Origin of the sequence: Sphingobacterium kitahiroshimense (assembly GCF_025961315.1) — a bacterium.
GTDB lineage: Bacteria > Bacteroidota > Bacteroidia > Sphingobacteriales > Sphingobacteriaceae > Sphingobacterium > Sphingobacterium anhuiense.
The window spans coordinates 4683147-4707733 of the sequence record NZ_JAOQNK010000001.1; the positions used below are offsets into that span (position 1 = coordinate 4683147).

A 24587-nucleotide genomic window follows, 5' to 3' on the forward strand; every position below is an offset into this window, starting at 1 on the left:
GTCTTAGTAAGAATGTACGGTTATTTTAGTGCTAAATATAAATAAAATCTTTTAAATAAAAAGTGCATAAACGTTTTAGCGATATTTTTTTTGTTTACAATTTAGCTATTGTTTTTATTTCTAGTTACGTTTGGTTTCATCTGAATCGGATATTTATTAGAAGTTGCATACGTCCTATTTGAAGTGTGCTATGATTATATCCTCTCAAAATATTTGATTAGTTTTGTAATCCTATATTAAAATTATCAGTATGTCAGAAATTAAAATAGATCGTGAAAATACGTCTTTTATGCAAGCTGTTGCTTTTGTTAATCAGACAAATCAACATGTTTTTCTTACAGGAAAAGCAGGGACCGGAAAAACGACATTTCTGAAATATATACGTGATCATAGTTATAAAAAAATGGCGATCACCGCGCCAACTGGTGTTGCTGCTATGAATGCGGGAGGAACAACCCTTCATTCACTTTTTTGGTTGCCTTTCGGAACTTTTATAGAAGATCACGAGCTGAAATGGGATGAACAAGATGGACATATTTATAATAAAAGCCGCTTATTCAGTACTATTAAACTAACTAAACAACGTCGGACGATTCTTCAAGAATTGGAATTATTGGTGATTGATGAGGTATCGATGGTTCGGGCTGATACATTAGATGCTATTAATGTTATTCTGCAATCTGTGCGTCGTGATATGCGACCATTTGGAGGTTTACAATTACTTTTTATCGGCGATCTTTATCAATTACCACCCGTAGTGCGTGATCATGAGTGGCAGGTTTTGCGAAATCACTACAGCTCTGTATTCTTTTTTAATGCTAAGGTTCTTCGTGACAATCCACCGATTTTATTAGAGTTAGATAAGATTTATAGACAGCAGGATGAAGGTTTTATTTCCATATTAAATGCAATTCGAAATAATAACTGTGATAGCGAAATGTTGAAAGAATTGAATACCTACTATAAGCCAGATTTTGAGCCAAAGGAAGGAGAGCAGTTTATTACGCTTACTTCACATAATCGAAATGCTGATGAAATTAATGGAAAAGCATTGGCTAATCTGTCTGGTAAGATGCTGAATTTAAAAGCTGTTGTTAAAGATGATTTTTCTCAAGGATCTTATCCCGCAGAAGAGATTCTTTCTTTGAAAATTGGTGCCCAGGTGATGTTTATACGTAATGATACGGGTGAGGATCGGAAATATTATAATGGTAAGATCGGTACTGTGAAAGATATAAATTTGCAAGCTGGAACTGTGGTTGTTAAATTCCCCGATGGAAGTGAGGATGTGACGGCTAAGCGAGAAACTTGGGAAAATATCAAATACAACTATGATAAAGGGCAGGATCAGATCAAAGAAGAAGTACTGGGGACATTTTCACAGTTTCCGTTGCGGTTAGCTTGGGCGATTACTATTCACAAGAGCCAGGGACTGACATTTGATAAAGCAATTATAGATGCGGGTACTTCATTTGCTGCAGGACAGGTTTATGTTGCATTAAGTAGATTGACGAGTTTAAAAGGGTTGGTCCTGAAATCCATTATACCGACCTACGCAATTAGAACAGATAGTCAGGTTGTTGATTTTGCATTGCGCTCTTCTTTTCAAACCGATATTAAAGAAATATTGGAACAGTGTCAGAGGTCTTATTTGGCACAAAACCTAATTCAATGTTTTCGCTGGGATTATCTAACTACTTCATGTCAAGAGCAAGTTATTGCATTAGCTGATCGTAATATCGATAATAAAGTGGAGGCGGAGGCTTTTTGGTCTACCATACAGTCAAATCTGCTCACACAAGAAAAAGTAGCACATAAATTCATTACACAATTATATGAGCTTTTAAAAAAAACAGATCAACATGTAGACTACGCTTTGATCTGTGACCGTACGACTTCAGCGGTCAATTGGTTCTTACCTAAGATGGATCATGATCTCGTTGGTGCGTTGGAACAGCATATTAAGGAATGGCAGATTAAGAAACGAACTAAAAAATACATTGATGAGGCTAAAGAACTGTTGTTGGATTTTAAGCGTAAGCGTGAGCAACTTCAGCAGTGTTTGATTATCGCAGATGCATTATCTAAAAAAGATAATTTTCAGGAAGCTTTGGAACAGGTGCAGGAGCAGTCAAAGACAAAAGAAAAAGAAGATTTAGTCGTGCAAAGTGAAGAGGGGGAGAGCTCTAAAAAGTTGGATACAAAGCAGGTAACTCTTGAACTCTACAAGGATGGTGCTAGTATAGAAGAGATCGCGGTGAAAAGAGGTATGGTAGCGGGAACAATTTATGGACATCTTATTCATTTTGTTGGGACAGAAGTGGAGGCCACAGAATTGATTGAACAGGATAAGCTGGATCTCATCATTAATACCATAAAAGCACATCCAGATAAATCTTCGTCAGAATTAAAGATGATGCTGGGAGCGAGTATAGACTATCCGCATATTAAAATCGGACAAAAAGTTTTAGAAAATCCAGTTCATGATTAAGATGTTTCAAAATATGTGTATGTTTGTAAAAGTTAGCTATAAATAGCCATGGGAAAGTCTAATAAAAACCCAAATAAGTGGATGGTTTTTATCTCATTGCCTCTGCAAATGGGAGTCACAATTTATTTGATGTATATGTTAGGCACCTGGCTAGATGAGAAATACCATTTTTCTAATGGTCTTGCCATGAAAATATGCACATTTATAGGTATTTTCGCCTCACTTTATCATTTTATACGAGAAGCTAATCGATTGAACAGGGATGAATAATTACATTAAATTTATTGCAATACTTCTAATTTTTACTGCAGTCCTCTTTGGGGCGCACTACTTTGCACTACCCTCTTTTGGGATTGCTGATTTTAAAAGTTTAACTGGTTTTGAATTGTATAGTTTATACGCATTTGAATCTGTTGCTTCATTAGTTGTATTAATTGTTATCCTGATCTCCGATTCCGTAATGCCTAAAAGTATAGGTTTCATTTTTTTGGGCCTAATTACGTTAAAAGCAGCATTAAGTTATGTTTTTTTTAGAGGAGGATTGAATCATTCGTCCGATGATATATTCGAATATAATTTTTTAATCGTATTTTTTCTATACTTGTTTTTTGACGTATTAGTTGCTTTTAAGGTCATTAATAAAGAAGTGGAATCAGTCAATAAGTAGTTTTAATAAAAAGTTCAAATTAATCGCAAAAAATGACAAATAATATTGTATTTTTGCGCAAAAATAAAAAACAGAACATGGGGAGCGTTAAGAAAGCATTTCTTTTTTTTGCAGTAATTTTATTTGCTGTTAGTCCATTTTTAGTAAAGGCATCTGAGTCTCATACAGCTGAGATTTCAACTCACGCAGAAGAGCCAAAAACTCAGCGGGAGGAAATAGATGAGTATATTGATCACCACTTACAAGACGATCATTATTTCTCTTTGTATACAGATAAAAAAGAAGGTAAGACTTATGGATTTCCTTTGCCAGTGATTATCATTGACGGGGGTGTTAAAATTTTTATGTCCTCAGAATTTGATTTTGGTAAAAATACCGTTGAAAAAGATGGACAGTTTTATAAATTATACCATGGTAAAATCTACAAAACAGATGCTACCGGTACACTTAATTATGATGAACACCATCACCCGACAAATGCTAAGGCATTAGATCTATCAATTACTAAAAATGTTGTGGGTTTAATTTTAGCAACTGTTTTGTTATTCTGGGGATTTATTGGCCTAGCAAAAACATACAAAAAGGGAGCGAATAATTTACCTAAGGGTGCAGGTCGCGTGTTAGAACCTTTAGTTTTATATGTACGTGACGAGATGGCGGTTCCAAATATTGGACATCGTTATAGAGAATTTATGCCGTACTTATTGTCTGTTTTCTTCTTAATTCTAGTTTTAAACCTATTAGGTTTAACACCGCTGGGATTCAATGTTACAGGTAATATTTCAGTAACGATATGTTTAGCAATCTTTACATTTTTATTTGTGAATATTAAAGCAAATAAGGACTACTGGAAGCATATTTTCTGGATGCCAGGAGTACCAGTTCCTTTTAAATTTGTTTTGGCACCAATTGAAGTATTAGGAATGTTTACAAAACCATTCTCTCTAATGGTTCGTTTGTTTGCCAATATTACAGCTGGACACACTGTTATTATGGGATTGATTGCAATTGTTTATGTATTGCAACAACAATTAACATTGGGAGGTAGTATCGGGGTGTCTATGCTATTGACAACTTTCCTGATGGTAATTGAAATATTAGTAGCATTTTTACAAGCGTTTATCTTCACGATGTTGTCATCGCTATTTATTGGAATGGCTGTTGAAGAGCACAACGAAGCACATCACTAAGAAATTTTTTGTTTAATTATATTTAAATCATTTATTATGTACAATTTAATTGGAGCGGGTTTAATCGTTATCGGAGCAGGATTAGGTCTAGGTAAAATCGGTGGTTCAGCAATGGAAGCTATCGCACGTCAACCAGAAGCAGCATCTAAAATCCAAACTGCGATGATCATTATCGGAGCCTTATTAGAAGGTTTAGCTTTCGGTGCGTTATTATTAGGTAAATAATCACCCAATGAATTTAAAAGTATTATTTATGACGGTTGGTCATAAATAATACTTTCAATTAGACGAAATACAAAAAATATTATCATACATCAATGGAAAAATTAATAGAACAGTTTTCATTTGGTTTGTTTTTCTGGCAAGTCATCATCTTATTAATCATTATCTTTTTATTAGGTAAATTTGCTTGGAAACCTATCATCGCTGCTTTAGCAGAACGTGAACAAGGTATTTCTGATGCTTTGGAATCTGCTGAAAAAGCTAAATTAGAGATGGCGCGCTTAACCAATGAAAACGAATCCTTACTAAAGGAAGCTCGTGTAGAACGTGATCTAATCTTGAAAGAGGCTAAAGAAATGAAAGATAAGATTGTTGCTGAAGCAAAAAATGTAGCCCATACTGAAGGTGCTAAGATGATAGCTCAAGCATCAATTGAAATCAATGAGCAAAAAAACAAAGCAATGGCAGAAGTAAAGAATCAAGTTTCTACTTTGGCATTGGATATTGCTCGTAAAGTATTAAGCAAAGAATTTGAAGACCAAAATAAGCAAGAAACGTTAATTGCAGATTTGCTTAAAGACGTGAAAGTAAACTAATCGGTCATTCAAATTTTATCATTAAAGAAGTATGTCAGTATTTAAAGTAGCATCAAGATATGCGAAATCATTAATTGATTTGGCAAAAGAACAAGGTAGTTTGGACGCTATCAAAACAGATATGGATCAATTCATCGAGGTTTTGAAAGCTAATTCTGAGCTACGTGCAGTATTGTCTAATCCAATTATTAAATTGGACAAGAAAGTAAATATCTTAGAGGCATTATTTAAAGATAAAATCAATCCTGCTATTTTATCATTCTTCAAGATCATGATTGAAAAAGGTCGTGCTGAAGTGATCGAGGCTGCTGCTCATGAATTTGTTCGCGAATACAATGAAGTAAAAGGAATTGTAAAAGCTACAGTGATATCTGCAGCACCACTTTCTGATACTAATTTATCAGAATTAAAAGCAACAATTGCAAATCAAGTTAATGCGCAGGTTTTGATTACAAATAAAGTTGATCAATCTTTGATCGGTGGGTTTGTAATCACTATTGGTGACAAACAATATGATGCAAGTATTGCAGGTAAATTAAATAGATTAGAAAGATATTTTGAAGGTCAACGCGTTTAGTGTTGATTTTAGCATTTAACAAAATCAAGAACCCCTTATAATAATAACAATGATAGAGGTAAGACCAGATGAGGTTTCGGCAGTTTTAAGAGAACAATTGTCGGGCTTTAAATCAGAAGCCGAACTAGAGGAAGTTGGTACCGTACTTAGTATTGGTGACGGTATTGCTCGTATTTACGGCTTAACTAAAGTTCAGTCCGGTGAATTGGTTGAATTTGATAACGGATTACAAGGTATCGTATTAAACTTAGAAGAAGACAACGTTGGTGTTGTACTTTTAGGTCCTTCAGACATCGTGAAAGAAGGTGATACTATTAAACGTACTAATCGTATTGCATCTATTAAAGTAGGTGAAGGTATGTGCGGACGTGTTGTAAATACATTAGGTCAGCCAATCGATGGTAAAGGACCTATTACAGGTGAGACATACGAAATGCCAATCGAGCGTAAAGCTCCAGGTGTATTGTTCCGTCAGCCAGTAACGGAGCCATTACAAACAGGTATCAAAGCGATCGATGCAATGATTCCAGTAGGTCGTGGACAGCGTGAGCTAGTAATCGGTGACCGTCAGACAGGTAAGACTGCAGTATGTATCGATACAATCTTAAACCAAAAGGAATTTTATGATGCTGGTCAACCAGTATTCTGTATTTATGTTGCTATTGGTCAAAAGAACTCTACAGTTGCGAATATCGTTCGTACTTTAGAGGAACGTGGTGCTATGGCTTATACAGTTGTTGTTGCGGCTTCTGCTGCTGATCCAGCTCCATTACAGTTTTACGCGCCAATGGCGGGTGCTGCTATCGGAGAATTCTTCCGTGATACAGGTCGTCCAGCATTGATCGTATATGATGATTTATCAAAACAAGCGGTAGCTTACCGTGAGGTTTCTTTATTATTGAAAAGACCTCCGGGACGTGAAGCATACCCAGGTGACGTTTTCTACTTACATAGCCGTTTATTAGAAAGAGCTGCGAAAATCAATGCTTCTGATGAGATTGCTAGAAATATGAATGATCTTCCTGAGTCTATCAAACACTTGGTAAAAGGTGGTGGTTCATTGACTGCTCTTCCAATTATTGAGACTCAAGCGGGTGACGTTTCTGCTTATATTCCTACAAACGTAATTTCAATTACTGATGGTCAGATTTTCTTGGAGTCTAACTTGTTTAACGCAGGTATCCGTCCAGCGATCAACGTAGGTATTTCTGTATCTCGTGTAGGAGGTAATGCTCAGATTAAGCCGATGAAGAAGGTAGCTGGTACATTGAAATTAGATCAGGCACAATACCGTGAGCTAGAAGCTTTCGCGAAATTTGGTTCTGATTTAGATGCAGCAACTAAAGGAGTTTTAGACAAAGGTATCCGTAACGTTGAGATTTTGAAGCAAGCTCAATACTCTCCGGTTTCTGTTGAAAAACAAGTAGCAATTATTTATGCAGGTACTAAAGGTTTATTCCGTTCAGTTCCAGTAAATAAAGTGAGAGAATTTGAAGAAGAATACTTAACGTTGTTAGAGCAACGTCATCCAGAAGTTTTAAATGCTTTTAAAGCAGGTAAATTCTCAGATGAGTTAACTTCAGTATTAGAAACAGTAGCTAAAGATTTAGCATCAAAATATTAATTAGATATGAGTATAGAGTATTGAGTATAGCGAGTTATACTCAATACACAGTACTCAATACTCAAATCTCAAATTAAATATGGCAAATTTAAAAGAAGTAAGAATCCGTATCGCATCGGTAACATCAACACAGCAGATTACTAAAGCGATGAAAATGGTATCTGCAGCGAAACTAAAACGCGCTACTAATGCAATTGTTCAATTGCGTCCGTATGCGAATAAACTTCGTGAAATTTTGGCAGATGTATCTGCAAGTGTAGAAGGAAGTAATTCTCCTTATACGGTAGATCGTGAACCAAATAAAGTGTTGATTATTGTTGTTTCTTCTAATAGAGGTTTGGCTGGTGCTTTTAATGCGAATGCAATCAAAACTGCAAATAATTTAGTTGCTGAAAAGTATGCTGATCAATTACGTAAAGGTGATGTAAGTATCATTACTGTAGGTAAGAAAGGATATGATTTCTATGCTAAAAAGCCTGCTTATAATATTATTGCCAATCATAGTGATTTATTCGGTGCTTTAAATTTTGAGAATACTTCAAAAATCACTGAATTTGTAATGGAACAATTCAAAGAAGGTAACTTTGACCGTGTAGAAGTGGTGTATAACCAATTCAGAAATGCAGCGGTACAAATCTTGACTTCGGAACAAATTTTACCATTACTTCCTACGGAAGATACCCTTTCGACTAAGGAAAAAACTGCTGAGGTTGATTATATTATCGAACCTTCGAAAGAGAAGATCATTGAGGAATTAATTCCTAAAGCTATTAAAATTCAATTGTATAAGGCTATTTTGGATTCTCATGCTTCTGAGCATGGTGCCCGTATGACTGCAATGGACAAAGCAACTGATAATGCTGGAGATTTGTTAAAAGCATTGAAGCTTTCATACAACCAAGCACGTCAAGCTGCTATTACAACAGAATTAACAGAGATTGTTTCTGGTGCAGCGGCATTATCAAACGGATAATTAAGAGTAATATCAATATAGAAAAAGGCGATGAATTTATTTTCATCGCCTTTTTTATGCTTTACCTGATCATTTTTTCCCGCTCGTCATAAAGCCCGACTAATAAACTATTTCCTTTATTATCCACTCTGATCCCTCCGAACTTTGCTTGTTCATATTTTGTGGCATGCCCTTCTTGAAAAAAGAAGGATTCGGCACCAATATTTAAACTATGTCTATTAGACATCGTGTATTTGATTAAGAGTTCGTCTTTCTTTAGCGGTGTCGTATTGTTTTGCAAGCGAACCCCACTTGCTATACCTTTAGTATTTAATTTGACAACAACGTATCCACGTGGAGGCACTTCAGAAGGCGTTATACTGTCTGCTATACTATATCTTAAGCGCATGTAATCGCCTTGCATAAGTGATCTCGGATCGACAGGTGCTAACTCTAAAAGAATCAGTTTACCCTCTTTTAGAATTTTTTCCTTCTGCAGGATCGTAAAAGCGAAATAAGCAATGATGGCCAATAAGTTCACTGCAATGATCCAGTTTTTATATTTTTTCATTGTTTATTTTGTTTGAATTTATAACAAAGTAAATGGCTAAAAATAACAGTCCGGAAATAACTAAAATCAATGACTTTATCAATAATGAAAAGGTTAGATTATAGTAAAAATGCCATAAGGAAAGGAGTAGGGAAATAAGACCAATTGATAGACCCATCCTATATTGATAATTAAAACAAGTTAAGATGAGTAGTATTGAACATGCGATACCAGGATTAATAACTGTTGAACCTAGCATCAGTATGAGAAGTGCATATGTAGGAAAAAGTACTTTGGATGTTGTGATCTCAAATTTACTTGTGATTTTATAAACCACCCATAAAATAGCAAATGCATATAGTACCGATAATATATATAATGCGAATGAGTTGTTATTTACTTGCTCATTGTAAGTCTCATAATGGGATAGTATAATGAATGCTGTCGTGGCTACTGTTGCAAGAATAAGCCCTAAGCGCAATGGATTATAGATTGTACTGATTAAATTTCGTTTGGATAGTACAGCTGCTTCATGTGATAAAAAATAGATCAATGTAATTATGAGAATAGCATTGATCAGTGTAATGAATAATATATTTTGATAATTGTGATTGATTAAAGCTATTATGGAATAAATAATGCCAAGTATATTTAACAGGGATAACAGGTGGCGTTGTACAATTAATAATGTACATAAGCTGATGATAAAACAGAGTATAAATATGTAATTTAAATCATGGATATCGAAACCATATATGAGCATCCATCCTCCCGCAATATAAAATGCAATACTTGCGGTATCAATGATAATGGCATTGTATTTTTTAATGCAATATAGAGAAAGAACAAGAAAGATGGATCCACAAATGATTAAATTCAACTTGTCGTTTAAGATGTTTAGTAAAAATAAGGCTCCTAAAAAACTTAAAACACTTAATATAACTCCAAGTATGGATAGTATTTTTATAGTCAGATTTGATCTGTTTTCCTCCAAATGTTGATACGCCGTTAGTGTATCATTTATATTGATCTGAAAATTGGGCTCGTTGCCTTTGCTCAATAGTTCTATTTTGTTTAGTATTTCTTGTTTATTTTTCATTGGTCCATTTTCTTTGAAGATTTAACAATAATTTAATAATGGCTGTCACCATTATTATTACAAAGAGACTGATGATGATCAAGACAAATTCATCTTCAAAGATTCTAATAAGCAGACAATTAGTGATAATTAAAATACTGAAAGCTATGGTTCCAATGAAAAATGTACTTTTTGTCTGTAAGGCATAATAGATGTAGTAAGAGTAGCATGCTAGCGGACCAAAAATTAATAATAATCCGTTTAGGAGTCTTGAGTCAAATATGAGGTAACACAAACCGATTGTTGCAATTGAGGTTACAATAAGAGTAAACGTATTTCTAAACCATAATGGTATCTGTATTTTCCGATAATGATTTAGAGATAATAAGGCCGTTAACGCACTACCGTTGATAAAGAATAGTAGCGTGGACATACTAACGGGGTCAAAACTATTTAGAACTTGATCGTTGAATAGGAAAATGGTTGTGTTAATAAGAATTATATGGAGAAGGAAAAGTGGATAAAATCGTGTTGCGATTACCCAAATCGTGATAAATATCGTCCAGGCAAGAAAAAAGTCATAGGCATTAGCTCCTGTTTGGTATATTTGTCCAAATACCGCAAATAATACACCGACTAACATGGAAGCAGCGGTCAACAATGTATTTCTATATACTTCATTTATTTTTAATATAAGTGCACAAAGTACAGTTGCAACCAATAGAAGAAGTATAATTCCGATTTTAATGAATTTGTTTAAATCTGCCCAATTGAATGCAAAGAAAAATATAATGCCAGATACAACAAATCCAATTCCTAATACAAGTAAGAATAAATCTAAGAATCGCTTCCAGTCTTTGGTATTTACATAGACATTTTCTTCTAAAAGATTTTCTATCTGCTCTCTTGAAAGATTACTATGCTTACTTGCAATCGATATGTCTTCACGATTTAGTTTTTCCATTACTAAATCTAACGAAAAATTGTGGTAATTTTCTGTAATAGAATGGATCTGAAAAAGATTGAAGGTGGGAGAGGCTTCGGAATCTGATACTCTATATCATGTTTTCCACATGAGTTATTAACATAATGTTAATAACTCATGTGGAAAACACAGTTTTAATTCGGAGGGCTAGCAGTAAATTTTAATTTTTTAAAAAATTACGGTGTGTTTTCTACCAACGGATGAGGGCTGATCCCCATGTAAATCCTGCGCCAAAAGCAGCTAAACAAATAAGGTCTCCTTCTTTAATTTTTCCAGCTTCCCATGCTTCACATAATGCAATTGGAACTGATGCCGCGGTTGTATTTCCATATTTTTGAATGTTATTAAATACTTGATCGTCATTTAGCTTCAATGTCTTCTGGATGAATTGCGAAATTCTAAGATTTGCTTGGTGGGGTACTAAGAGGGTAATATCTTGTGTTGTTAAATTATTTTTGGCTAATGCTTCTCCTATTACTTCTGGAAATTTTACCACTGCTTTTTTAAATACAGCCTGACCGTCCATGACTGGAAATGCTGTTCCATCTTCTAGCATTTCTGCTGTCATTAACATTCCGCCAAGCTCTTGTTCAGGCCATTTTGGTTTTTCATCTAACCATATGCCACCAGATGCACCAGGGTAATACATCGCTAACTTTTCAGCATCCGCACCGTCAGAATGTAAATGTGTACTTAGAATACCTTTATCTGCTTCAGTTGTAGGTTGAAGAACAACTGCTCCGGCGCCATCTCCAAAGATAACGGAGACACTTCTTCCGCGTGTTGAGTAATCTAGGGCAAAAGAATGTTTTTCAGAGCCAACGACAAGAATATTTTTATACATCCCCGTTTTGATAAATTGGTCAGCGACAGATAATGCATAAATAAAACCTGAACATTGGTTTCTGATATCTAAAGCACCTACTTCTTTCATACCCATTTCCCGCTGTAGAAGTACGCCGCAACCAGGGAAATAGTAATCAGGCGAAAGCGTTGCAAAAATAATAAAATCAATTTCTTCAGCTGTTGTATTAGCGCGTTCAATCGCTATTTTTGATGCTTCAACAGCCATAGTGGTAGTTGTTTCACCAATTCTATCCGCATAACGACGTTCTTTAATACCTGTTCTTTCCTGAATCCATTCATCGCTTGTATCCATGAAACGGGTTAAGTCTTGATTGGTGTAAACATTTTTTGGTACGTAGTATCCTATACCTGCAATTTTGGATTGAAACATATGATCGTATTTATGTTAAGTTCAAATTAAGTAAAATTACGTAATTTTTGAAAATTAAAGTACTTTTGTAGTATGAGTACAGAAACTGCACAAGAAACCTATTCCTTATCCGAAATTTTAGCTTCAGTTAAAGATTCCAACCGACTGATTTTGTGGAATGACGATATCAATACTTTTGACCATGTTATTTTTTGTATGATGCATCATTTGCAATATTCGGAACCTGAGTCTGAAAGAATTGCTTTTAAAGTGCATAATGATGGTAAATGTGCAGTCTTGGAGGGATCTTTGACGGAGATGGAGGTCTATAGAAAAATTCTAAAAGCAGAAGGTCTTACTGTATCTGTCGAGTAGATTTTTTTTTCCGATATAGGTCATTTTATTGAGTAATAAAGTGGTTACGAGTCGTTTTAGTTCAACAAAAAAATACATTTTTGTAGTATTACAGCTTATAACTTTATTATGTTCTCTAAAAATCAGACCCATTTCTTTATTTTTCTTATTACGTTTTTATTCTTTCCGATAATTGCTTTCGCTCAATCTGGTAAAATATCAGCTACTCTTATTGATGAAAAAACCGGATCTCCTGTCAATATTGCTAGTGCATCTTTATTGACAGGTAGTGCTCAAGCTTATTTAAAGGGTGCCCAATCTGATGAGAATGGCGTAGTCATTTTTCAAGATGTTCCAAATGGTACTTTTACATTGCGTGTTACTTATGTTGGCTATTCCGACTTCGTGAAAACAAATATTGTCGTATCAAATTCTTCCAATCTTAATCTCGGTAAATTAGTTTTAAAACCTTCTGGTGAATTGCTTAGTGAAGTTGTAATTGAAGGAAGAGCACCGGCGATGCAGATTGGAATCGATCGTAAGATTTTTAATGTAGGGGAAAGTTTGGTGAGTGCAGGTGGTACAGCCACCGATTTATTAGCAAATGTACCAACTTTACAAGTCGATCAGGATGGGACGGTTAGTTTAAGGGGATCTAATGTTAAGATTTTGATTGATGGTAAAGAATCTGCAATGGCAGGTAATGATGTGACGGCCTTATTACAGAGTTTACCAGCTAATTCAATTGATAAAGTTGAAATTATAACCAATCCTTCTTCCAAATATGACGCTGAAGGGCAGACTGGAATTGTGAACATTGTTCTGAAAAAAAATATCCGTACGGGATTGAATGGTGCTGTTAATACATCCGCAGGTTCTTATGATAACTATATGGCTGGATTGACGCTTAATTACAGAGATAAGAAGTTCAACTATTTTGGTAGTTATAATTTTAATCGCCGTAATATGGTGGGAAGCGGGAAGGTTGATAACACTTTTTTAGATAATAACAGCCGTATCTATAATGAATCTGAGTCTTCCCGTAAAGGAAAGGGACATAATATTAAGGCAGGAGTTGACTATAATATAACGGATCGTACTACTTTGGGGCTTTCTGGTAATATGAGTATCCGTAATAGTGATCGTTCTGAAGATTTGAATTACCAATATTCTAATCATCCTAAACTTTCGGGGACTAGTAATCGTAATTCACGTCAATTTGAAGATGACTTTGCTTATGATTTAAATTTTGATTTTAGACATCAATTTAAGCGATCTGGAGAAGAGCTGACTGCGAATGCAAGTTATGGAAATGATAAGGAAGATGGAACAAATGATTTCGTACAGAAGTTTAGTGATCCAAATCTCGGAAGTGGTCGTAAAAATGTGACTTCTGAAAACGGAAAGGTGATTAATCTACAAGCTGATTATGTATTGCCATTTTCTGAGACGAGTAAGTTTGAAGCTGGATACCGGACGCAGATCAGAAAATCTTTTGATACACAATTTTCAGATACATTAGTTGTAAGCAGCGGGGATTATTTGCCAGATTATAACATCAGTAATGATTTTGACTTTACGAGTTCGGTTCATGCTCTATATGTTAATTATCAAAATAAATTAAGTAAAAAAATTGGCTATCAATTGGGGTTACGTGGCGAGCAATTTGAATTAAAATCAACTTACTTTTCAAAAGATCCCGAAGCGCCATTAGAAACTCCTGCAAATCAAAATTTCTTTCGTCTATATCCCACTGTATTCTTAACGTATGATTTAGATGATAGTGGTGATAAGTTACAGTTGAGTTATTCCCGAAGAGTGCAACGTGCTCGCGGATGGCAAATCAATCCATTTCCAGATGTGACTGATGATATGAACCGACGTCAGGGTAACCCAAATCTAAAACCAGAAGATGTGCATGCTTTTGAGTTGAGTTATGCGAAAACTTATGGTAAAGTAAATTTGGTCAGTTCAGCATATTTTAACCATACCAGTGAAGTAATCCAACCTTATGTCTTCTTTGTCGATACAACAAATAGCGTAACTTATAGTAAATGGGAGAATTTAACAAGCCGTAGTTTATCTGGTTTAGAATTTATTGCCAAAGTCAATGCAACAAAAGATTTTGATTTTACATTCAATCTGAACTTGATTAATATCAATTTTAAAGCGAATGAAGCTTATCAACTTAAAAGCTCAAATGGATTTGCATATAATTCTAATTTAACCATGAACTATAGGATGACACCAACATTTTCTGCACAGGTTAGGGGTGAATATAATTCTTCTCGAGTAATGGCTCAAGGAAAGATGAATGCGATGAAAGGTATAGATGTAGCTTTGAAAAAAGATGTCTTTAATAAGAAAGCTTCTGTTATGTTGAATGTACGTGACGTATTCAATTCTAGAAAAATGGAAGGGTATACGGAAACACAGCAGTTGATTTCTAATTTTGAAAGACGTTGGATGAAAAGAATGGTTACTTTGTCAGTTTCGTATCGATTCGGAGGTCAGGATTTAACAAAGTCTAAGAAAAGGGAGACTAATACAAATGAAATATCCGGAGAAGAATATTAAGATATATTCTTGATTCCGATGATTTTTTTTTAAATTTAATCCATATAAATACTAGATATGAAATTAAGAACAATCGTTTTAGCAGCTACTATGCTCGCGGGTACTGCAAGTGTTGGTACTGCTGTCGCTCAACAGAAGAAAGAAGTCCCTGCATATAAGGTTTTGGATCTACCTAAGGTAGATTTGAAAAATTTTAAAAAAAATAAACAAGGTGCATATGTGATTTTTGATGGTACTTCTTTAACAGGATGGCGTGGTTATGATAAAGCTGTATTGCCTAAAAAATGGATCATTGATGGTGGTGCTATAAAATTTGACAGCAAGGCAAATGTTGGAAATAATGAAGGTGGAGATTTAATTTTTGCTCATGATTTCAAAAACTTTGAATTGGAACTGGAATGGAAAGTGGCAAAAGGAGCGAACTCTGGTATTTTCTTTTTAGCAAAGGAAATTGAAGGACAACCAATTTATATTTCCAGTCCAGAATGTCAAGTGTTGGATAATGAAAATCATCCTGACGCGAAGATGGGGGTTGATGGAAATCGTAAATCAACGTCGTTATATGATATGATCCCTGCGAAGCCTCAAAATGCTAAGCCTTATGGTGAATGGAATAAAGTGAAAATCGTTGTTAATAAGGGTAAAGTTGAACAGTGGCAGAATGACGTCAAAGTTGTTGAGTATACATTATGGGATCAATCATGGATTGATCTATTACAAAAAAGTAAATTTAGTGAAGAAAAATGGCCTTTAGCTTACGAATTATTGAAGAATGTCGGTGGCAAAACTAAATCAGGCGTTATCGGATTTCAGGATCATGGTGATGACGTATGGTTCAAAAATATTACTGTAAAAAAATTGTAATTACCATAAAGCATAAAAAAAGCGAGCTTGATTTTCAAGCTCGCTTTTTTTATGCTTTATGATTCTGTTATTTCCTTCCTTTATTTTATAGAATGGACTGTAATTCTTTTAAATTACTGATCATATGTATTACATCTTCTGGTTTTTCACCTTGATTAGGATTAAAGAATATGGCATCCATACCTACATTCATTGCTCCTCGAACATCTGCATCAATATTATCACCGATCATGATGGAATTGTCAATTTTTGCATCGGCTTTATCTAATGCGAAATTGAATATTCTGGGATCAGGTTTGTTGACCCCAACCACTTCGGAAATGAAGATATTTTTAAAATATTTATTGAGATCACTTTTATCAAGCTTTACTTCGCAAGCTTCTTTGAATCCATTTGAAATTAAATGTAAGTTGTAATTTTTATACAGATATTGAAGCGTTTCATGTGCATGTGGGAATAAATTGGTTTTCTGTGGGCACATGCGTAAATACTCTATTTCAAAACTAGTGGGAAATAGGGACGGATCTACACCAAGTTGTGTAAATGTGTCTGCAAAGCGGGCACGGCGTAATTCCGTTTTATCAATTTTACCATGATGATACAGATTCCATACGCGATGATTATTGACCGTATAGGTTTGGATAAATTGGGCAGAGCTTTCTTGCTGAAATAGCTGATCAAATTTGTAATGATAAAATAGTTCGTCCAATGTCTCTTCTGCATTTTTATCAAAATCCCAAATGGTATGATCTAAATCGAAGAATATATCTTTTTTGTCTTGTTGAAACATAGTACAAATATAGCGTAATATGGACTAATGAAAGAAATAGGGGCTGTTCGATTTTCCTCTTAGTGTCATAAAGTCTAACACATTTTTTTATACCTCTGTTTATCGTTATTTTTGTTCTGTTGCAATATATCGTATGAAAAAAGCACTTGTTTTATTTTATTTTCTTGTTTTTTATGCCACCTCCCAATTGATCTGGTGGGGTGTTATGCTTGCTCGGTTTCAACCACAAAGGAAATCGATGATTATCGGTGAAGGTATATTTTTTTTACTGATCTTTCTTTGGGGCGCTTTACGTTTAAAAAAGCTTTTTGTTCGTGAACAAAAATTACAACAACAGCAACAAAACTTTTTATTGGCCATAACTCATGAATTAAAATCTCCGCTAGCTTCGGTCAAATTATATATTCAAACAATTTTGAAAAGAGATTTGGATAAGGAACAGCAACAAGTTTTTTTAAGGAATTCTTTGAAGGATATTGAGCGATTGGATGATTTGGTTGAAAATGTATTAATCACTACTAAGCTTGAAAGCCGCAATTATAATCTTCCCAAGGAAAAGTTTAATCTCACCGAATTAGTAGAACAAATTGTGGACCGCCTTCAAAAGAATGCTTGTAGAACGCAAGTGTTGAAACCTAATTTGGATTCGGATGTTATGATCTACGCTGATAAGTTTGCAATAAGTAATGTCGTGACTAATTTGATCGAGAATGCAATAAAATACTCTCCACCATGTGCAAATGTTGTGGTTAAATTAACAAATGAAGAGCATGGAATAATTTTTTCTGTTGCTGATCATGGAATTGGTATCAGTGATGTGGAGAAAAAACTTATCTTTAATAAATTTTATCGTGTAGGAAGTGAAGCGACACGTAAAACTAAAGGTACCGGTTTGGGGTTGTATATAGTGAAGACGGTCTTGCAAAAGCATAACGCGTCTATTAAGGTAAAAGATAACACTCCTTCGGGGAGTATTTTTGAAGTAACATTTGATAAAAATGCAAAGTAAACAACGCATACTGCTCGTAGAAGATGAAGAACACTTGTTAGAGGCTATCAAGTTAAATTTGGAGTTAGAAGGTTACCGTGTAACAACAGCTACAGACGGTAAAAAGGCTTTGAAAATATTCAAGGAAGAACGTTTTAATTTGATCATTCTGGATGTCATGATTCCTGAGATTGATGGATTCCAGGTTGCCGAAACTATTCGACTACAAAATACGGAAGTTCCTATTATGTTTTTAACTGCTAAAAACAGTAGTGAAGATCGTATCACTGGTCTTAAAAAAGGTGCAGATGATTATTTAATCAAACCTTTCAATTTGGAAGAACTTATCCTTAGGGTAGGTAATTTGGTGCGAAGAAGTTTAAAACCTGATGATCTGAAAGAATTAAACTCTTATCAAATTGGTGATAAAACAATTTATTTTAATTCATATGAATTGCATCATGCAGATGGTACTATTACTTCTTTAACAAAGAAAGAAACCATGTTGTTGAAGCTATTGATTGAACGCCGAAATGAAGCTGTTTCTCGCGAACAAATATTGGAAACAGTATGGAATTATGATGTTTATCCTTCAACTCGTACGATTGATAATTTCATCTTGACTTTCCGTAAATATTTTGAACCTGATCAAAAACACCCCATTTATTTCCATTCTATTCGTGGTGTTGGATATAAATTCACGGATAATAATGCATAACGTTTTATGATGACATTTAAGGCTCGTGTAGCTGTTATTATCATTGCATTATTGTTAATTGGATATGGCGTTTATGCTGGACATTATCAAACTTCGATCCTGATTGCAGGTGGTGTTTGTTATCTGGTGTGGAGTCATTTGCGCGAGAGCTCAGTAGCTATGGCTAGTGATTCATTTCATAAGCAGGACTATGCTAAGGCAAAAGTTTTACTGGCTGAAGTGAAAAATCCTGATCGCTTGAGGAAAGGACGTCGTAATATTTATGAATATATGATGGGTACTATTTCACTTCATGAGGATCGCATTGATGAAGCTGAATACCATTTCCAATTAGCATCAAGATTACCGTGGAAAAAAGATAATGAAAAAGGGATGGTCTTAATCAATTTATCGAATATCAGTTTAAGAAAAGAAGAGTATGAGCGTGCTCAAGCTTATATTGATGTTGCGAAGAAATTGAATTTAACAGAACGTCAAGCCAGTATAATTGGCAAAATACAAAACGAAATTTCAAAACATATATAGTGATTACTACTTTACAAAACGATTTATTGATTAGAGCTGCACTTTCGCAGCAAACTGAACGCCCGCCTGTATGGATGATGCGTCAAGCTGGAAGATTTATGCCTGAGTACTGGGCAATAAAAAATAAATATTCCTTTTTGGAAATGTGCAAAACTCCGGAGATTGCTGCAGATGTTACCATGTTGCCAGTTGATTTACTAGGTATAGATGCCGCAATTTTGTTTTCTGACATTTTGGTTACAGCAGAAGCAATGGGTGGAGATTTAAGTTTTGAACAAGGAGTAGGTCCGCGTTTCGCTAATCCAGTGCGTTCTTTTGCTGATGCTGATAAATTAGCTACAGATTGTTTGCCTAAATTGGAATATGTAGCTGATGCTATTAAAGTAATTCAACAGCGTTTGAATGGTAGTATTCCTTTAATTGGTTTTGCAGGTGCACCATTTACAATTTTAAGTTATTTAGTTGAAGGGGCTTCTTCAAAAGATTTTAAGTTGACCAAATTGATGTTGAATAATGAACCAAAATTGGCTCACACTATTCTTCAAAAGATAGCTGATGTAACTGTCGAGTATTTAAACATGCAAATTGCTGCTGGTGTTAATGCTGTTCAGTTATTTGATAGCTGGGCTTTAGCTTTATCTTGGAATGATTATAAAGAGTTTGCTCATTATTATAATAATCAAATCATCTCTCGTTTGAATCGAAAAGATGTTCCCGTAATTTCTTTCTGTAAAGGATCTTCTGTGTTTGCCCCAATAATGGCAGAAGCAAAACCGGATGTGATATCTGTCGATTGGAATGCAGATTTAAAAAATATCAAACAATCGTTACCTGCGGGAATTGCTGTTCAAGGTAATTTGGATCCATTTGTATTGTATGCTGATAAAAAAGTAATCAAAGAAAAGATCCTTCAATTATTTGAACGTATGCGTGGTGAAAATGGATTTATTTTCAACTTAGGTCATGGTATTATGCCTGATATCCCTTTTGATAATGTGAAATACGCAATTGAAGTTGTTAAAGAATTTAAATATTAACAAGTATCAGTTTAACAAACAAAACAAGGAACAAATATTTGTTCCTTGTTTTGTTTGTAGTAAATAAGTTCTTCTCAATAACTCAATAACTCAATATTCAATTATCTTTGTATTCATACTTTTAGGATTATGATTTATCTTTACGCTAAAGCGATACATATCATATTTGTCATTTGTTGGATGGCGGGATTATTTTATATGCCCCGACTATTCATCTATCATACAGAGGCAAAAGATCAATCTAAAGAGGCATATACCGTTTTACATAAGCAGTTTTCAATCATGGAGAATCGATTGTGGTGGGTAATAACTACTCCTGCTATGTACATTACAGTTTTCTCGGCTTTAGTAATGCTGTATGTTAATCCATCATTATTACAAATGGGGTGGATGCATGTCAAGTTGCTATTTGTGGCAGCTATGATTGCTTACCATTTTATCAGTCAACGGATGATGTTTAATCTTAGAGATGAAAAATCAACGCTTAGTTCCTCAAAACTTAGAATGTGGAATGAAGTATCTACTGTACTGTTGTTTTCCATTGTTTTTACCGTTGTTTTAAAATCTGCATTGAACTGGATCTATGGCGTTGTCGGTCTGCTATCACTGGCGATTGTATTAATGATATTGATCAAAGCTTATAAAAAATATAGAACTTCAAGAGAAGGCAAATAATGATTTTTTAATTTCTAAAAAATCGGAATCATTCCAAACTAATTATTACTATTAAATTCGGTTATTTAGACTAGCAGATGTTGATCTGATCTTTACTGGATAACTATTGAGAATAAATAATAGTGTACATTTGCAGTAAATAAAACATTTTATGTCATTTGAGTCTTTAGGTTTATCACACAATATTATCAGTTCTGTCAAGCAATTAGGTTATCTGAAACCTTTTCCTATTCAAGAACAAGCTATTCCAGTTATCTTATTGGGCAAAGATCTGATGGGTATTGCGCAAACAGGCTCTGGGAAAACTGCATGTTTTGTGATGCCTATATTAGAGAAGTTACAAATTGATGTTGTTAAAAGAGATCGAAATATTGAAGTACTTGTACTTGTTCCTACCCGAGAATTAGCCATTCAGATTGATGAAGTTTTTAGAGCCTTTACTGGTAATCTAAAGCGAGAGATAAAAACTATGGCGGTATATGGTGGTGTATCTATTAATCCACAAATGAAAGGTATGCTTGGGGTAGAAGTTTTAACAGCAACTCCAGGCCGCTTATTGGACTTAATTAAGAACAAGGCGCTGCGCATTAGTCATATTCAACATTTGGTTATTGATGAGGCTGATAAGTTATTTCAAATGGGTTTTGAAGATGAGCTCAGAGAACTTTTGGCTTTAATGCCTAAGAAGAAACAAATTACCTTGTTTTCTGCAACATTAAATGATAAAATAACTGAAATAAATAATCTTCTTTCAATCAAGCCTGTTGTTGTAGAGATTGAAAGTGAAGAAGCCAATATTGATCAGATAGAACAGATCGCTTACCATGTAACTGCGGAGACTAAAGGTCCATTTTTGCGTTATCTTATCAAAGAGCAAAAGATGAACCAAGTACTTGTATTTGTATCTTCTACACGTACGGCAGATAAATTGGTGGAGAAATTATTGAAAAATAAAATTAGAGCAATTTCTATCCACGGTCAGAAATCGCAAAGTAATAGAAAGGATCATCTCAATTATTTTAAAAAAGGAGATGCACAGGTTTTGGTAGCTACAGATCTGATCGGCCGTGGTATTCATATCGATTCTCTACCAGTCGTTATTAATTTTGAATTACCTCGTTCTCCGTTAGATTATGTTCATCGTATAGGAAGAACTGGTCGTGCAAATAATTTAGGAACTGCTATTACCTTATTAACAGATGAGGAGTTGCATCATTTTTCTGTTATTCAGAGGAAAATGGGCAAAAAGGTCGATATTAAACCAACAGATGAAGTAAATCTGCACGGTTATTAATTTAATTTATTAGCCCGCTTTTTTAGCGGGCTATTTGTTTAATGTGCAATTTCTATGAAGACAAACTTGACACTATCATAGTTGATTGCAACATCTGGAGAGTAACTGGGAATATCCAGGAATCTTACTATCGCTCCATTTCCTAATCGTAGCGTTTTTCCATCCTGCAGTAGTGCAAATGGTGTTCTTTTTTTTACTCCTCCACTATGTGGCATATAAAAATAGTCTCCAATTAATGTGTCTCCCTTTATATTTCCTCTAATTTCTCCGGAGTCTTTACCGCTATTACCATATTGGATCGTATAGTGTCCGTAAAAATGGTTTTCATTTTTAGTAAGCTGAAGGTATGCTGTATCTCTTTTTGAAACTGCCCGATAATGTTTAGCAGGAAAATTGACCGCACTAGGCTGGCAACTTAAAGTGAATAATATTGTTATTAGGTAACAATATGTTTTTATGGAGTGAAAAATGCTCGGAAAAAAGGCTAGCATAGATTAAATCTGTTTTTTTGATAATCAAGGTTACTTATGCTTTATCGGAAATATAACATGAAACGGGATCTTGTATTTCTTCAATGAGTTCTTTATCCATGTACTTATATTCATCAGGTATTTCTAGTATTACGATTTCTATATTACTACATTCATTTGGAAATTGCTGCATTATTTTCTCTTTGTGATGATTTTCCATGACAAATACGATATCTGCCCAGTTTAGATGTTTGGCATTCACTTTAATTCTTGCATTATTTTCTGTGCCAGCAGATTTAACACGAACAGTTTTATGTTTTTTATAAATTGTTTCTGCTGTTAAGCTCCTCCAGCGGTTGCGGCTGCAAATAAATAATATGTTTAGCATGATTATAGGTGAATTTTATGGAAAGATGATAGATTATAGATGAGCATGCTATTGATAATATTTTTTTCTTATTTAAATCAAAACTGTCTTAATCAGTGTTGGTTCTTCTTGTAAAAATGCGCCATATTTTTGTCCAAAGTCTTTGATATAGGGTTGGGCATTATGGGCATCAAGACCTGCTTGATCTTTCCAAATTTCATAAAATGTGAATATATTCGGGTCTTCTATGCCTTGATGTAAATTATACAGTTCGACAGCTGGTTCAAGTCGTGTTAAACGAACCATTTCCTGCAGTGTCTTTTTTACTTGGTCGCGATATGCTTCTTTTGTTCTTAGTACAACAGTAAGGTAAATTTTCATTTATAATTATTAATGGATTAGATTTTATTATGCTTGTTTTATTGTATCCAACTGGATTTAGGGATATAACATTTTTCTAAAGTATGATTTTTCAATGAAATTTCATCCATCAATGTTTTCAATACGATCAATAAGCTCTTCAAATTGGTCTTTATGAAGTCCTTACTTTATTGTATCTGAGGAATTGATGTATTAAGGTTTATTTCTACCTATAGATGTGATTAGTAATCGTGCGATATTATTTATCATGATTGTACCTGAATTGTTATCTAAATTTTAAATGTTGTTGTTGTATTTTTTTGAAATAATGTATAATATTACATTTAATCTTCCGATAGTCTTTAATACTATTTACAATGAATAAACATTATTATTATTTAATAAAGTTCTATAATGTTTTTAAGGAAGGTTTTTAGAAAAATAAATTATGAAGAAATTAAAATTTTTAGTAGCTGTCCTTTTGATGGCAGGATCTAGCCTTACTGGATTCGACAGTGTTGCTCAAACATTGAAAAAGAAAGATATTGGCTTGCAATTGTATTCTGTTCGAAGTTTGATTAAAAATGATGCAGATTACTTTCCTGTATTGAAAAAATTGTCGGCGATGGGATATACGGCAGTTGAAGCCGCAGGATTTAGCGACGGGAAATTTTATAATAACTCTCCTCAGGATTTTAAGAGTAAAGTTGAGAAGGCTGGAATGAAAGTTGTCTCATCCCATGCTACTAGAAATCTTTCCAATGAAGAATTAGCTTCTGGAGATTTTTCAAAAGCATTGGAATGGTGGGGTGAAGCGATAGAGGCACATAAGGCGGCTGGTATGCAATATATTGTTACTCCATGGATGGAAGTTCCAAAAACAATTAAAGATCTTGACACGCAATGTAAATATCTAAATGAGGTTGGTAAATTGTGTCGTCAAAATGGTCTTAAGTATGGCTATCACAATCATGCTCATGAGTTTCAGAAAGTGGAAGATAAAGTTATCATGTTGGACTATATGATTGAACATACAAATCCGCAAGATGTATTTTTTGAAATGGATGTGTATTGGACAGTGATTGGTAGATCTAGCCCTGTAGATTATTTTAATAAATATCCAGGAAGATTTACTGCTCTTCATATCAAAGATCGCCGTGAAATTGGTCAAAGTGGTATGGTTGGATTTGATGCAATCTTTAAGAATGCTAAAACTGCAGGAGTGAAGCATATATTTGTTGAACTTGAAGAGGTTTCTGTTGATCTGGAAAAAGGCTTGAAAGAAAGTATCGATTATCTTTTAGCGGCACCATATGTGCAAGCTAGCTACGCTAAATAGTATATCAGGTCTACTGAATTATAAAAGAAAAGCACGGGTCATTTTGACTCGTGCTTTTCTTTTATAATTTATTCGCCTGGT

27 protein-coding genes are annotated in these 24587 nt (G+C 34.4%); 19 read left to right on the plus strand and 8 right to left on the minus strand.

Annotation, left to right across the window (positions count from 1 at the left end; all coding sequences use genetic code 11):
• The first annotated feature begins 250 nt into the window (after positions 1-250).
• From M2265_RS20285 to atpG, 9 genes are all read left to right on the plus strand, one after another.
• Positions 251-2491, plus strand: coding sequence for a helix-turn-helix domain-containing protein (locus M2265_RS20285; RefSeq protein WP_132770997.1), 2241 nt, complete (start codon positions 251-253; stop codon positions 2489-2491).
• Positions 2492-2572: 81 nt separating this feature from the next.
• Positions 2573-2761 carry an AtpZ/AtpI family protein gene (locus M2265_RS20290; protein WP_259194211.1) on the plus strand — a complete coding sequence of 63 codons (189 nt, stop codon included), beginning with the start codon at positions 2573-2575 and terminating at the stop codon, positions 2759-2761.
• Complete coding sequence (locus tag M2265_RS20295; protein ID WP_132770996.1) at positions 2754-3158, plus strand: hypothetical protein; 405 nt, start codon at positions 2754-2756, stop codon at positions 3156-3158. The genes M2265_RS20290 and M2265_RS20295 overlap by 8 nt, the downstream gene beginning before the upstream one ends.
• 32 nt (positions 3159-3190) lie before the next feature.
• Positions 3191-4348: a F0F1 ATP synthase subunit A gene (gene atpB / locus M2265_RS20300; protein WP_232789408.1), complete on the plus strand. Its 1158-nt coding sequence runs from the start codon at positions 3191-3193 to the stop codon at positions 4346-4348.
• Between the two features lie 36 nt (positions 4349-4384).
• Positions 4385-4573, plus strand: coding sequence for an ATP synthase F0 subunit C (gene atpE, locus M2265_RS20305; protein ID WP_021188666.1), 189 nt, complete (start codon positions 4385-4387; stop codon positions 4571-4573).
• Between the two features lie 92 nt (positions 4574-4665).
• Complete coding sequence (locus M2265_RS20310) at positions 4666-5166, plus strand: F0F1 ATP synthase subunit B (protein ID WP_021188667.1); 501 nt, start codon at positions 4666-4668, stop codon at positions 5164-5166.
• A 31-nt stretch (positions 5167-5197) separates the two neighbouring features.
• Entirely contained in the window at positions 5198-5743 is a 546-nt protein-coding gene (locus M2265_RS20315) for a F0F1 ATP synthase subunit delta (RefSeq protein ID WP_132770995.1), read from the plus strand.
• Between the two features lie 49 nt (positions 5744-5792).
• On the plus strand, positions 5793-7367 hold the full coding sequence (gene atpA / locus M2265_RS20320) for a F0F1 ATP synthase subunit alpha (protein WP_021188669.1): 1575 nt from the start codon (positions 5793-5795) through the stop codon (positions 7365-7367).
• Between the two features lie 79 nt (positions 7368-7446).
• A complete protein-coding gene (gene atpG, locus M2265_RS20325) occupies positions 7447-8340 on the plus strand; it encodes an ATP synthase F1 subunit gamma (protein ID WP_021188670.1) in 894 nt (297 codons plus the stop codon).
• A 61-nt stretch (positions 8341-8401) separates the two neighbouring features.
• Here atpG and M2265_RS20330 read toward each other — a convergent pair whose 3' ends face one another.
• The 4 genes from M2265_RS20330 to M2265_RS20345 all read right to left on the minus strand — a co-directional run bounded on the left by M2265_RS20330 (position 8402) and on the right by M2265_RS20345 (position 12169).
• Positions 8402-8890 carry a GDYXXLXY domain-containing protein gene (locus M2265_RS20330; RefSeq protein ID WP_132770994.1) on the minus strand — a complete coding sequence of 163 codons (489 nt, stop codon included), beginning with the start codon at positions 8888-8890 and terminating at the stop codon, positions 8402-8404.
• Positions 8877-9968: a DUF4401 domain-containing protein gene (locus M2265_RS20335; RefSeq protein ID WP_132770993.1), complete on the minus strand. Its 1092-nt coding sequence runs from the start codon at positions 9966-9968 to the stop codon at positions 8877-8879. The genes M2265_RS20330 and M2265_RS20335 overlap by 14 nt, the downstream gene beginning before the upstream one ends.
• The gene (locus M2265_RS20340) at positions 9958-10911 is read right to left on the minus strand and encodes a DUF2157 domain-containing protein (RefSeq protein ID WP_132770992.1); all 954 of its coding nucleotides are present in this window, start codon (positions 10909-10911) and stop codon (positions 9958-9960) included. Before M2265_RS20340 ends, M2265_RS20335 begins: the two co-directional genes overlap by 11 nt.
• Before the next feature lie 211 nt (positions 10912-11122).
• Positions 11123-12169, minus strand: coding sequence for a 3-oxoacyl-ACP synthase III family protein (locus M2265_RS20345; RefSeq protein WP_132770991.1), 1047 nt, complete (start codon positions 12167-12169; stop codon positions 11123-11125).
• 72 nt (positions 12170-12241) lie between these two features.
• Between M2265_RS20345 and M2265_RS20350 the strand changes: the two genes are divergently transcribed.
• From M2265_RS20350 to M2265_RS20360, 3 genes are all read left to right on the plus strand, one after another.
• Positions 12242-12523: an ATP-dependent Clp protease adaptor ClpS gene (locus M2265_RS20350; RefSeq protein WP_132770990.1), complete on the plus strand. Its 282-nt coding sequence runs from the start codon at positions 12242-12244 to the stop codon at positions 12521-12523.
• Between the two features lie 108 nt (positions 12524-12631).
• The gene (locus tag M2265_RS20355; RefSeq protein ID WP_132770989.1) at positions 12632-15079 is read left to right on the plus strand and encodes an outer membrane beta-barrel family protein; all 2448 of its coding nucleotides are present in this window, start codon (positions 12632-12634) and stop codon (positions 15077-15079) included.
• 57 nt (positions 15080-15136) lie between these two features.
• The gene (locus tag M2265_RS20360) at positions 15137-15943 is read left to right on the plus strand and encodes a DUF1080 domain-containing protein (RefSeq protein WP_132770988.1); all 807 of its coding nucleotides are present in this window, start codon (positions 15137-15139) and stop codon (positions 15941-15943) included.
• 85 nt (positions 15944-16028) lie between these two features.
• Here M2265_RS20360 and M2265_RS20365 read toward each other — a convergent pair whose 3' ends face one another.
• Positions 16029-16733, minus strand: coding sequence for a YjjG family noncanonical pyrimidine nucleotidase (locus tag M2265_RS20365; RefSeq protein ID WP_132770987.1), 705 nt, complete (start codon positions 16731-16733; stop codon positions 16029-16031).
• Positions 16734-16866: 133 nt separating this feature from the next.
• Between M2265_RS20365 and M2265_RS20370 the strand changes: the two genes are divergently transcribed.
• The 6 genes from M2265_RS20370 (at position 16867) to M2265_RS20395 (ending at position 21970) form a co-directional block, all read left to right on the plus strand.
• Positions 16867-17742, plus strand: a complete 876-nt coding sequence (locus M2265_RS20370; RefSeq protein WP_132770986.1) for a sensor histidine kinase — start codon at positions 16867-16869, stop codon at positions 17740-17742.
• The gene (locus tag M2265_RS20375) at positions 17732-18439 is read left to right on the plus strand and encodes a response regulator transcription factor (protein WP_021189964.1); all 708 of its coding nucleotides are present in this window, start codon (positions 17732-17734) and stop codon (positions 18437-18439) included. The genes M2265_RS20370 and M2265_RS20375 overlap by 11 nt, the downstream gene beginning before the upstream one ends.
• A 6-nt stretch (positions 18440-18445) precedes the next feature.
• The gene (locus tag M2265_RS20380; RefSeq protein ID WP_231577776.1) at positions 18446-18964 is read left to right on the plus strand and encodes a hypothetical protein; all 519 of its coding nucleotides are present in this window, start codon (positions 18446-18448) and stop codon (positions 18962-18964) included.
• Positions 18964-20001: a uroporphyrinogen decarboxylase gene (hemE, locus tag M2265_RS20385; protein WP_021189966.1), complete on the plus strand. Its 1038-nt coding sequence runs from the start codon at positions 18964-18966 to the stop codon at positions 19999-20001. The genes M2265_RS20380 and hemE overlap by 1 nt, the downstream gene beginning before the upstream one ends.
• A gap of 129 nt (positions 20002-20130) precedes the next feature.
• Positions 20131-20676 (plus strand): CopD family protein, encoded by a 546-nt coding sequence (locus M2265_RS20390; RefSeq protein ID WP_132770985.1) that lies wholly within the window; start codon positions 20131-20133, stop codon positions 20674-20676.
• A gap of 151 nt (positions 20677-20827) precedes the next feature.
• A complete protein-coding gene (locus M2265_RS20395; RefSeq protein WP_132770984.1) occupies positions 20828-21970 on the plus strand; it encodes a DEAD/DEAH box helicase in 1143 nt (380 codons plus the stop codon).
• Between the two features lie 38 nt (positions 21971-22008).
• Here the strand turns inward: M2265_RS20395 and M2265_RS20400 are convergent, their stop codons facing one another.
• From M2265_RS20400 to M2265_RS20410, 3 genes are all read right to left on the minus strand, one after another.
• Positions 22009-22461 carry a hypothetical protein gene (locus M2265_RS20400; RefSeq protein WP_132770983.1) on the minus strand — a complete coding sequence of 151 codons (453 nt, stop codon included), beginning with the start codon at positions 22459-22461 and terminating at the stop codon, positions 22009-22011.
• Positions 22462-22495: 34 nt separating this feature from the next.
• Positions 22496-22828: a low molecular weight protein tyrosine phosphatase family protein gene (locus tag M2265_RS20405; RefSeq protein ID WP_132770982.1), complete on the minus strand. Its 333-nt coding sequence runs from the start codon at positions 22826-22828 to the stop codon at positions 22496-22498.
• 72 nt (positions 22829-22900) lie between these two features.
• Positions 22901-23188, minus strand: a complete 288-nt coding sequence (locus M2265_RS20410; RefSeq protein ID WP_132770981.1) for a putative quinol monooxygenase — start codon at positions 23186-23188, stop codon at positions 22901-22903.
• Between the two features lie 427 nt (positions 23189-23615).
• On the opposite strand from M2265_RS20410, the gene M2265_RS20415 reads away from it, so the two are divergent.
• Complete coding sequence (locus M2265_RS20415) at positions 23616-24506, plus strand: sugar phosphate isomerase/epimerase family protein (protein WP_132770980.1); 891 nt, start codon at positions 23616-23618, stop codon at positions 24504-24506.
• Positions 24507-24587: the final 81 nt, after the last annotated feature.

Coding starts and splice junctions, on each gene's coding strand:
- M2265_RS20340 (WP_132770992.1), bottom strand. CDS start 10,911: ATGGAAAAACTAAATCGTGAAGACATATCGATTGCAAGTAAGCATAGT.
- M2265_RS20355 (WP_132770989.1), top strand. CDS start 12,632: ATGTTCTCTAAAAATCAGACCCATTTCTTTATTTTTCTTATTACGTTT.
- M2265_RS20285 (WP_132770997.1), top strand. CDS start 251: ATGTCAGAAATTAAAATAGATCGTGAAAATACGTCTTTTATGCAAGCT.
- M2265_RS20410 (WP_132770981.1), bottom strand. CDS start 23,188: ATGAAAATTTACCTTACTGTTGTACTAAGAACAAAAGAAGCATATCGC.
- atpE (WP_021188666.1), top strand. CDS start 4,385: ATGTACAATTTAATTGGAGCGGGTTTAATCGTTATCGGAGCAGGATTA.
- M2265_RS20290 (WP_259194211.1), top strand. CDS start 2,573: ATGGTTTTTATCTCATTGCCTCTGCAAATGGGAGTCACAATTTATTTG.
- atpG (WP_021188670.1), top strand. CDS start 7,447: ATGGCAAATTTAAAAGAAGTAAGAATCCGTATCGCATCGGTAACATCA.
- M2265_RS20335 (WP_132770993.1), bottom strand. CDS start 9,968: ATGAAAAATAAACAAGAAATACTAAACAAAATAGAACTATTGAGCAAA.
- M2265_RS20315 (WP_132770995.1), top strand. CDS start 5,198: ATGTCAGTATTTAAAGTAGCATCAAGATATGCGAAATCATTAATTGAT.
- M2265_RS20330 (WP_132770994.1), bottom strand. CDS start 8,890: ATGAAAAAATATAAAAACTGGATCATTGCAGTGAACTTATTGGCCATC.
- M2265_RS20380 (WP_231577776.1), top strand. CDS start 18,446: ATGATGACATTTAAGGCTCGTGTAGCTGTTATTATCATTGCATTATTG.
- M2265_RS20365 (WP_132770987.1), bottom strand. CDS start 16,733: ATGTTTCAACAAGACAAAAAAGATATATTCTTCGATTTAGATCATACC.
- M2265_RS20370 (WP_132770986.1), top strand. CDS start 16,867: ATGAAAAAAGCACTTGTTTTATTTTATTTTCTTGTTTTTTATGCCACC.
- M2265_RS20295 (WP_132770996.1), top strand. CDS start 2,754: ATGAATAATTACATTAAATTTATTGCAATACTTCTAATTTTTACTGCA.
- atpB (WP_232789408.1), top strand. CDS start 3,191: ATGACAAATAATATTGTATTTTTGCGCAAAAATAAAAAACAGAACATG.
- M2265_RS20310 (WP_021188667.1), top strand. CDS start 4,666: ATGGAAAAATTAATAGAACAGTTTTCATTTGGTTTGTTTTTCTGGCAA.
- M2265_RS20350 (WP_132770990.1), top strand. CDS start 12,242: ATGAGTACAGAAACTGCACAAGAAACCTATTCCTTATCCGAAATTTTA.
- M2265_RS20360 (WP_132770988.1), top strand. CDS start 15,137: ATGAAATTAAGAACAATCGTTTTAGCAGCTACTATGCTCGCGGGTACT.
- M2265_RS20395 (WP_132770984.1), top strand. CDS start 20,828: ATGTCATTTGAGTCTTTAGGTTTATCACACAATATTATCAGTTCTGTC.
- M2265_RS20390 (WP_132770985.1), top strand. CDS start 20,131: ATGATTTATCTTTACGCTAAAGCGATACATATCATATTTGTCATTTGT.
- M2265_RS20345 (WP_132770991.1), bottom strand. CDS start 12,169: ATGTTTCAATCCAAAATTGCAGGTATAGGATACTACGTACCAAAAAAT.
- M2265_RS20405 (WP_132770982.1), bottom strand. CDS start 22,828: ATGCTAAACATATTATTTATTTGCAGCCGCAACCGCTGGAGGAGCTTA.
- M2265_RS20400 (WP_132770983.1), bottom strand. CDS start 22,461: ATGCTAGCCTTTTTTCCGAGCATTTTTCACTCCATAAAAACATATTGT.
- atpA (WP_021188669.1), top strand. CDS start 5,793: ATGATAGAGGTAAGACCAGATGAGGTTTCGGCAGTTTTAAGAGAACAA.
- M2265_RS20375 (WP_021189964.1), top strand. CDS start 17,732: ATGCAAAGTAAACAACGCATACTGCTCGTAGAAGATGAAGAACACTTG.
- M2265_RS20415 (WP_132770980.1), top strand. CDS start 23,616: ATGAAGAAATTAAAATTTTTAGTAGCTGTCCTTTTGATGGCAGGATCT.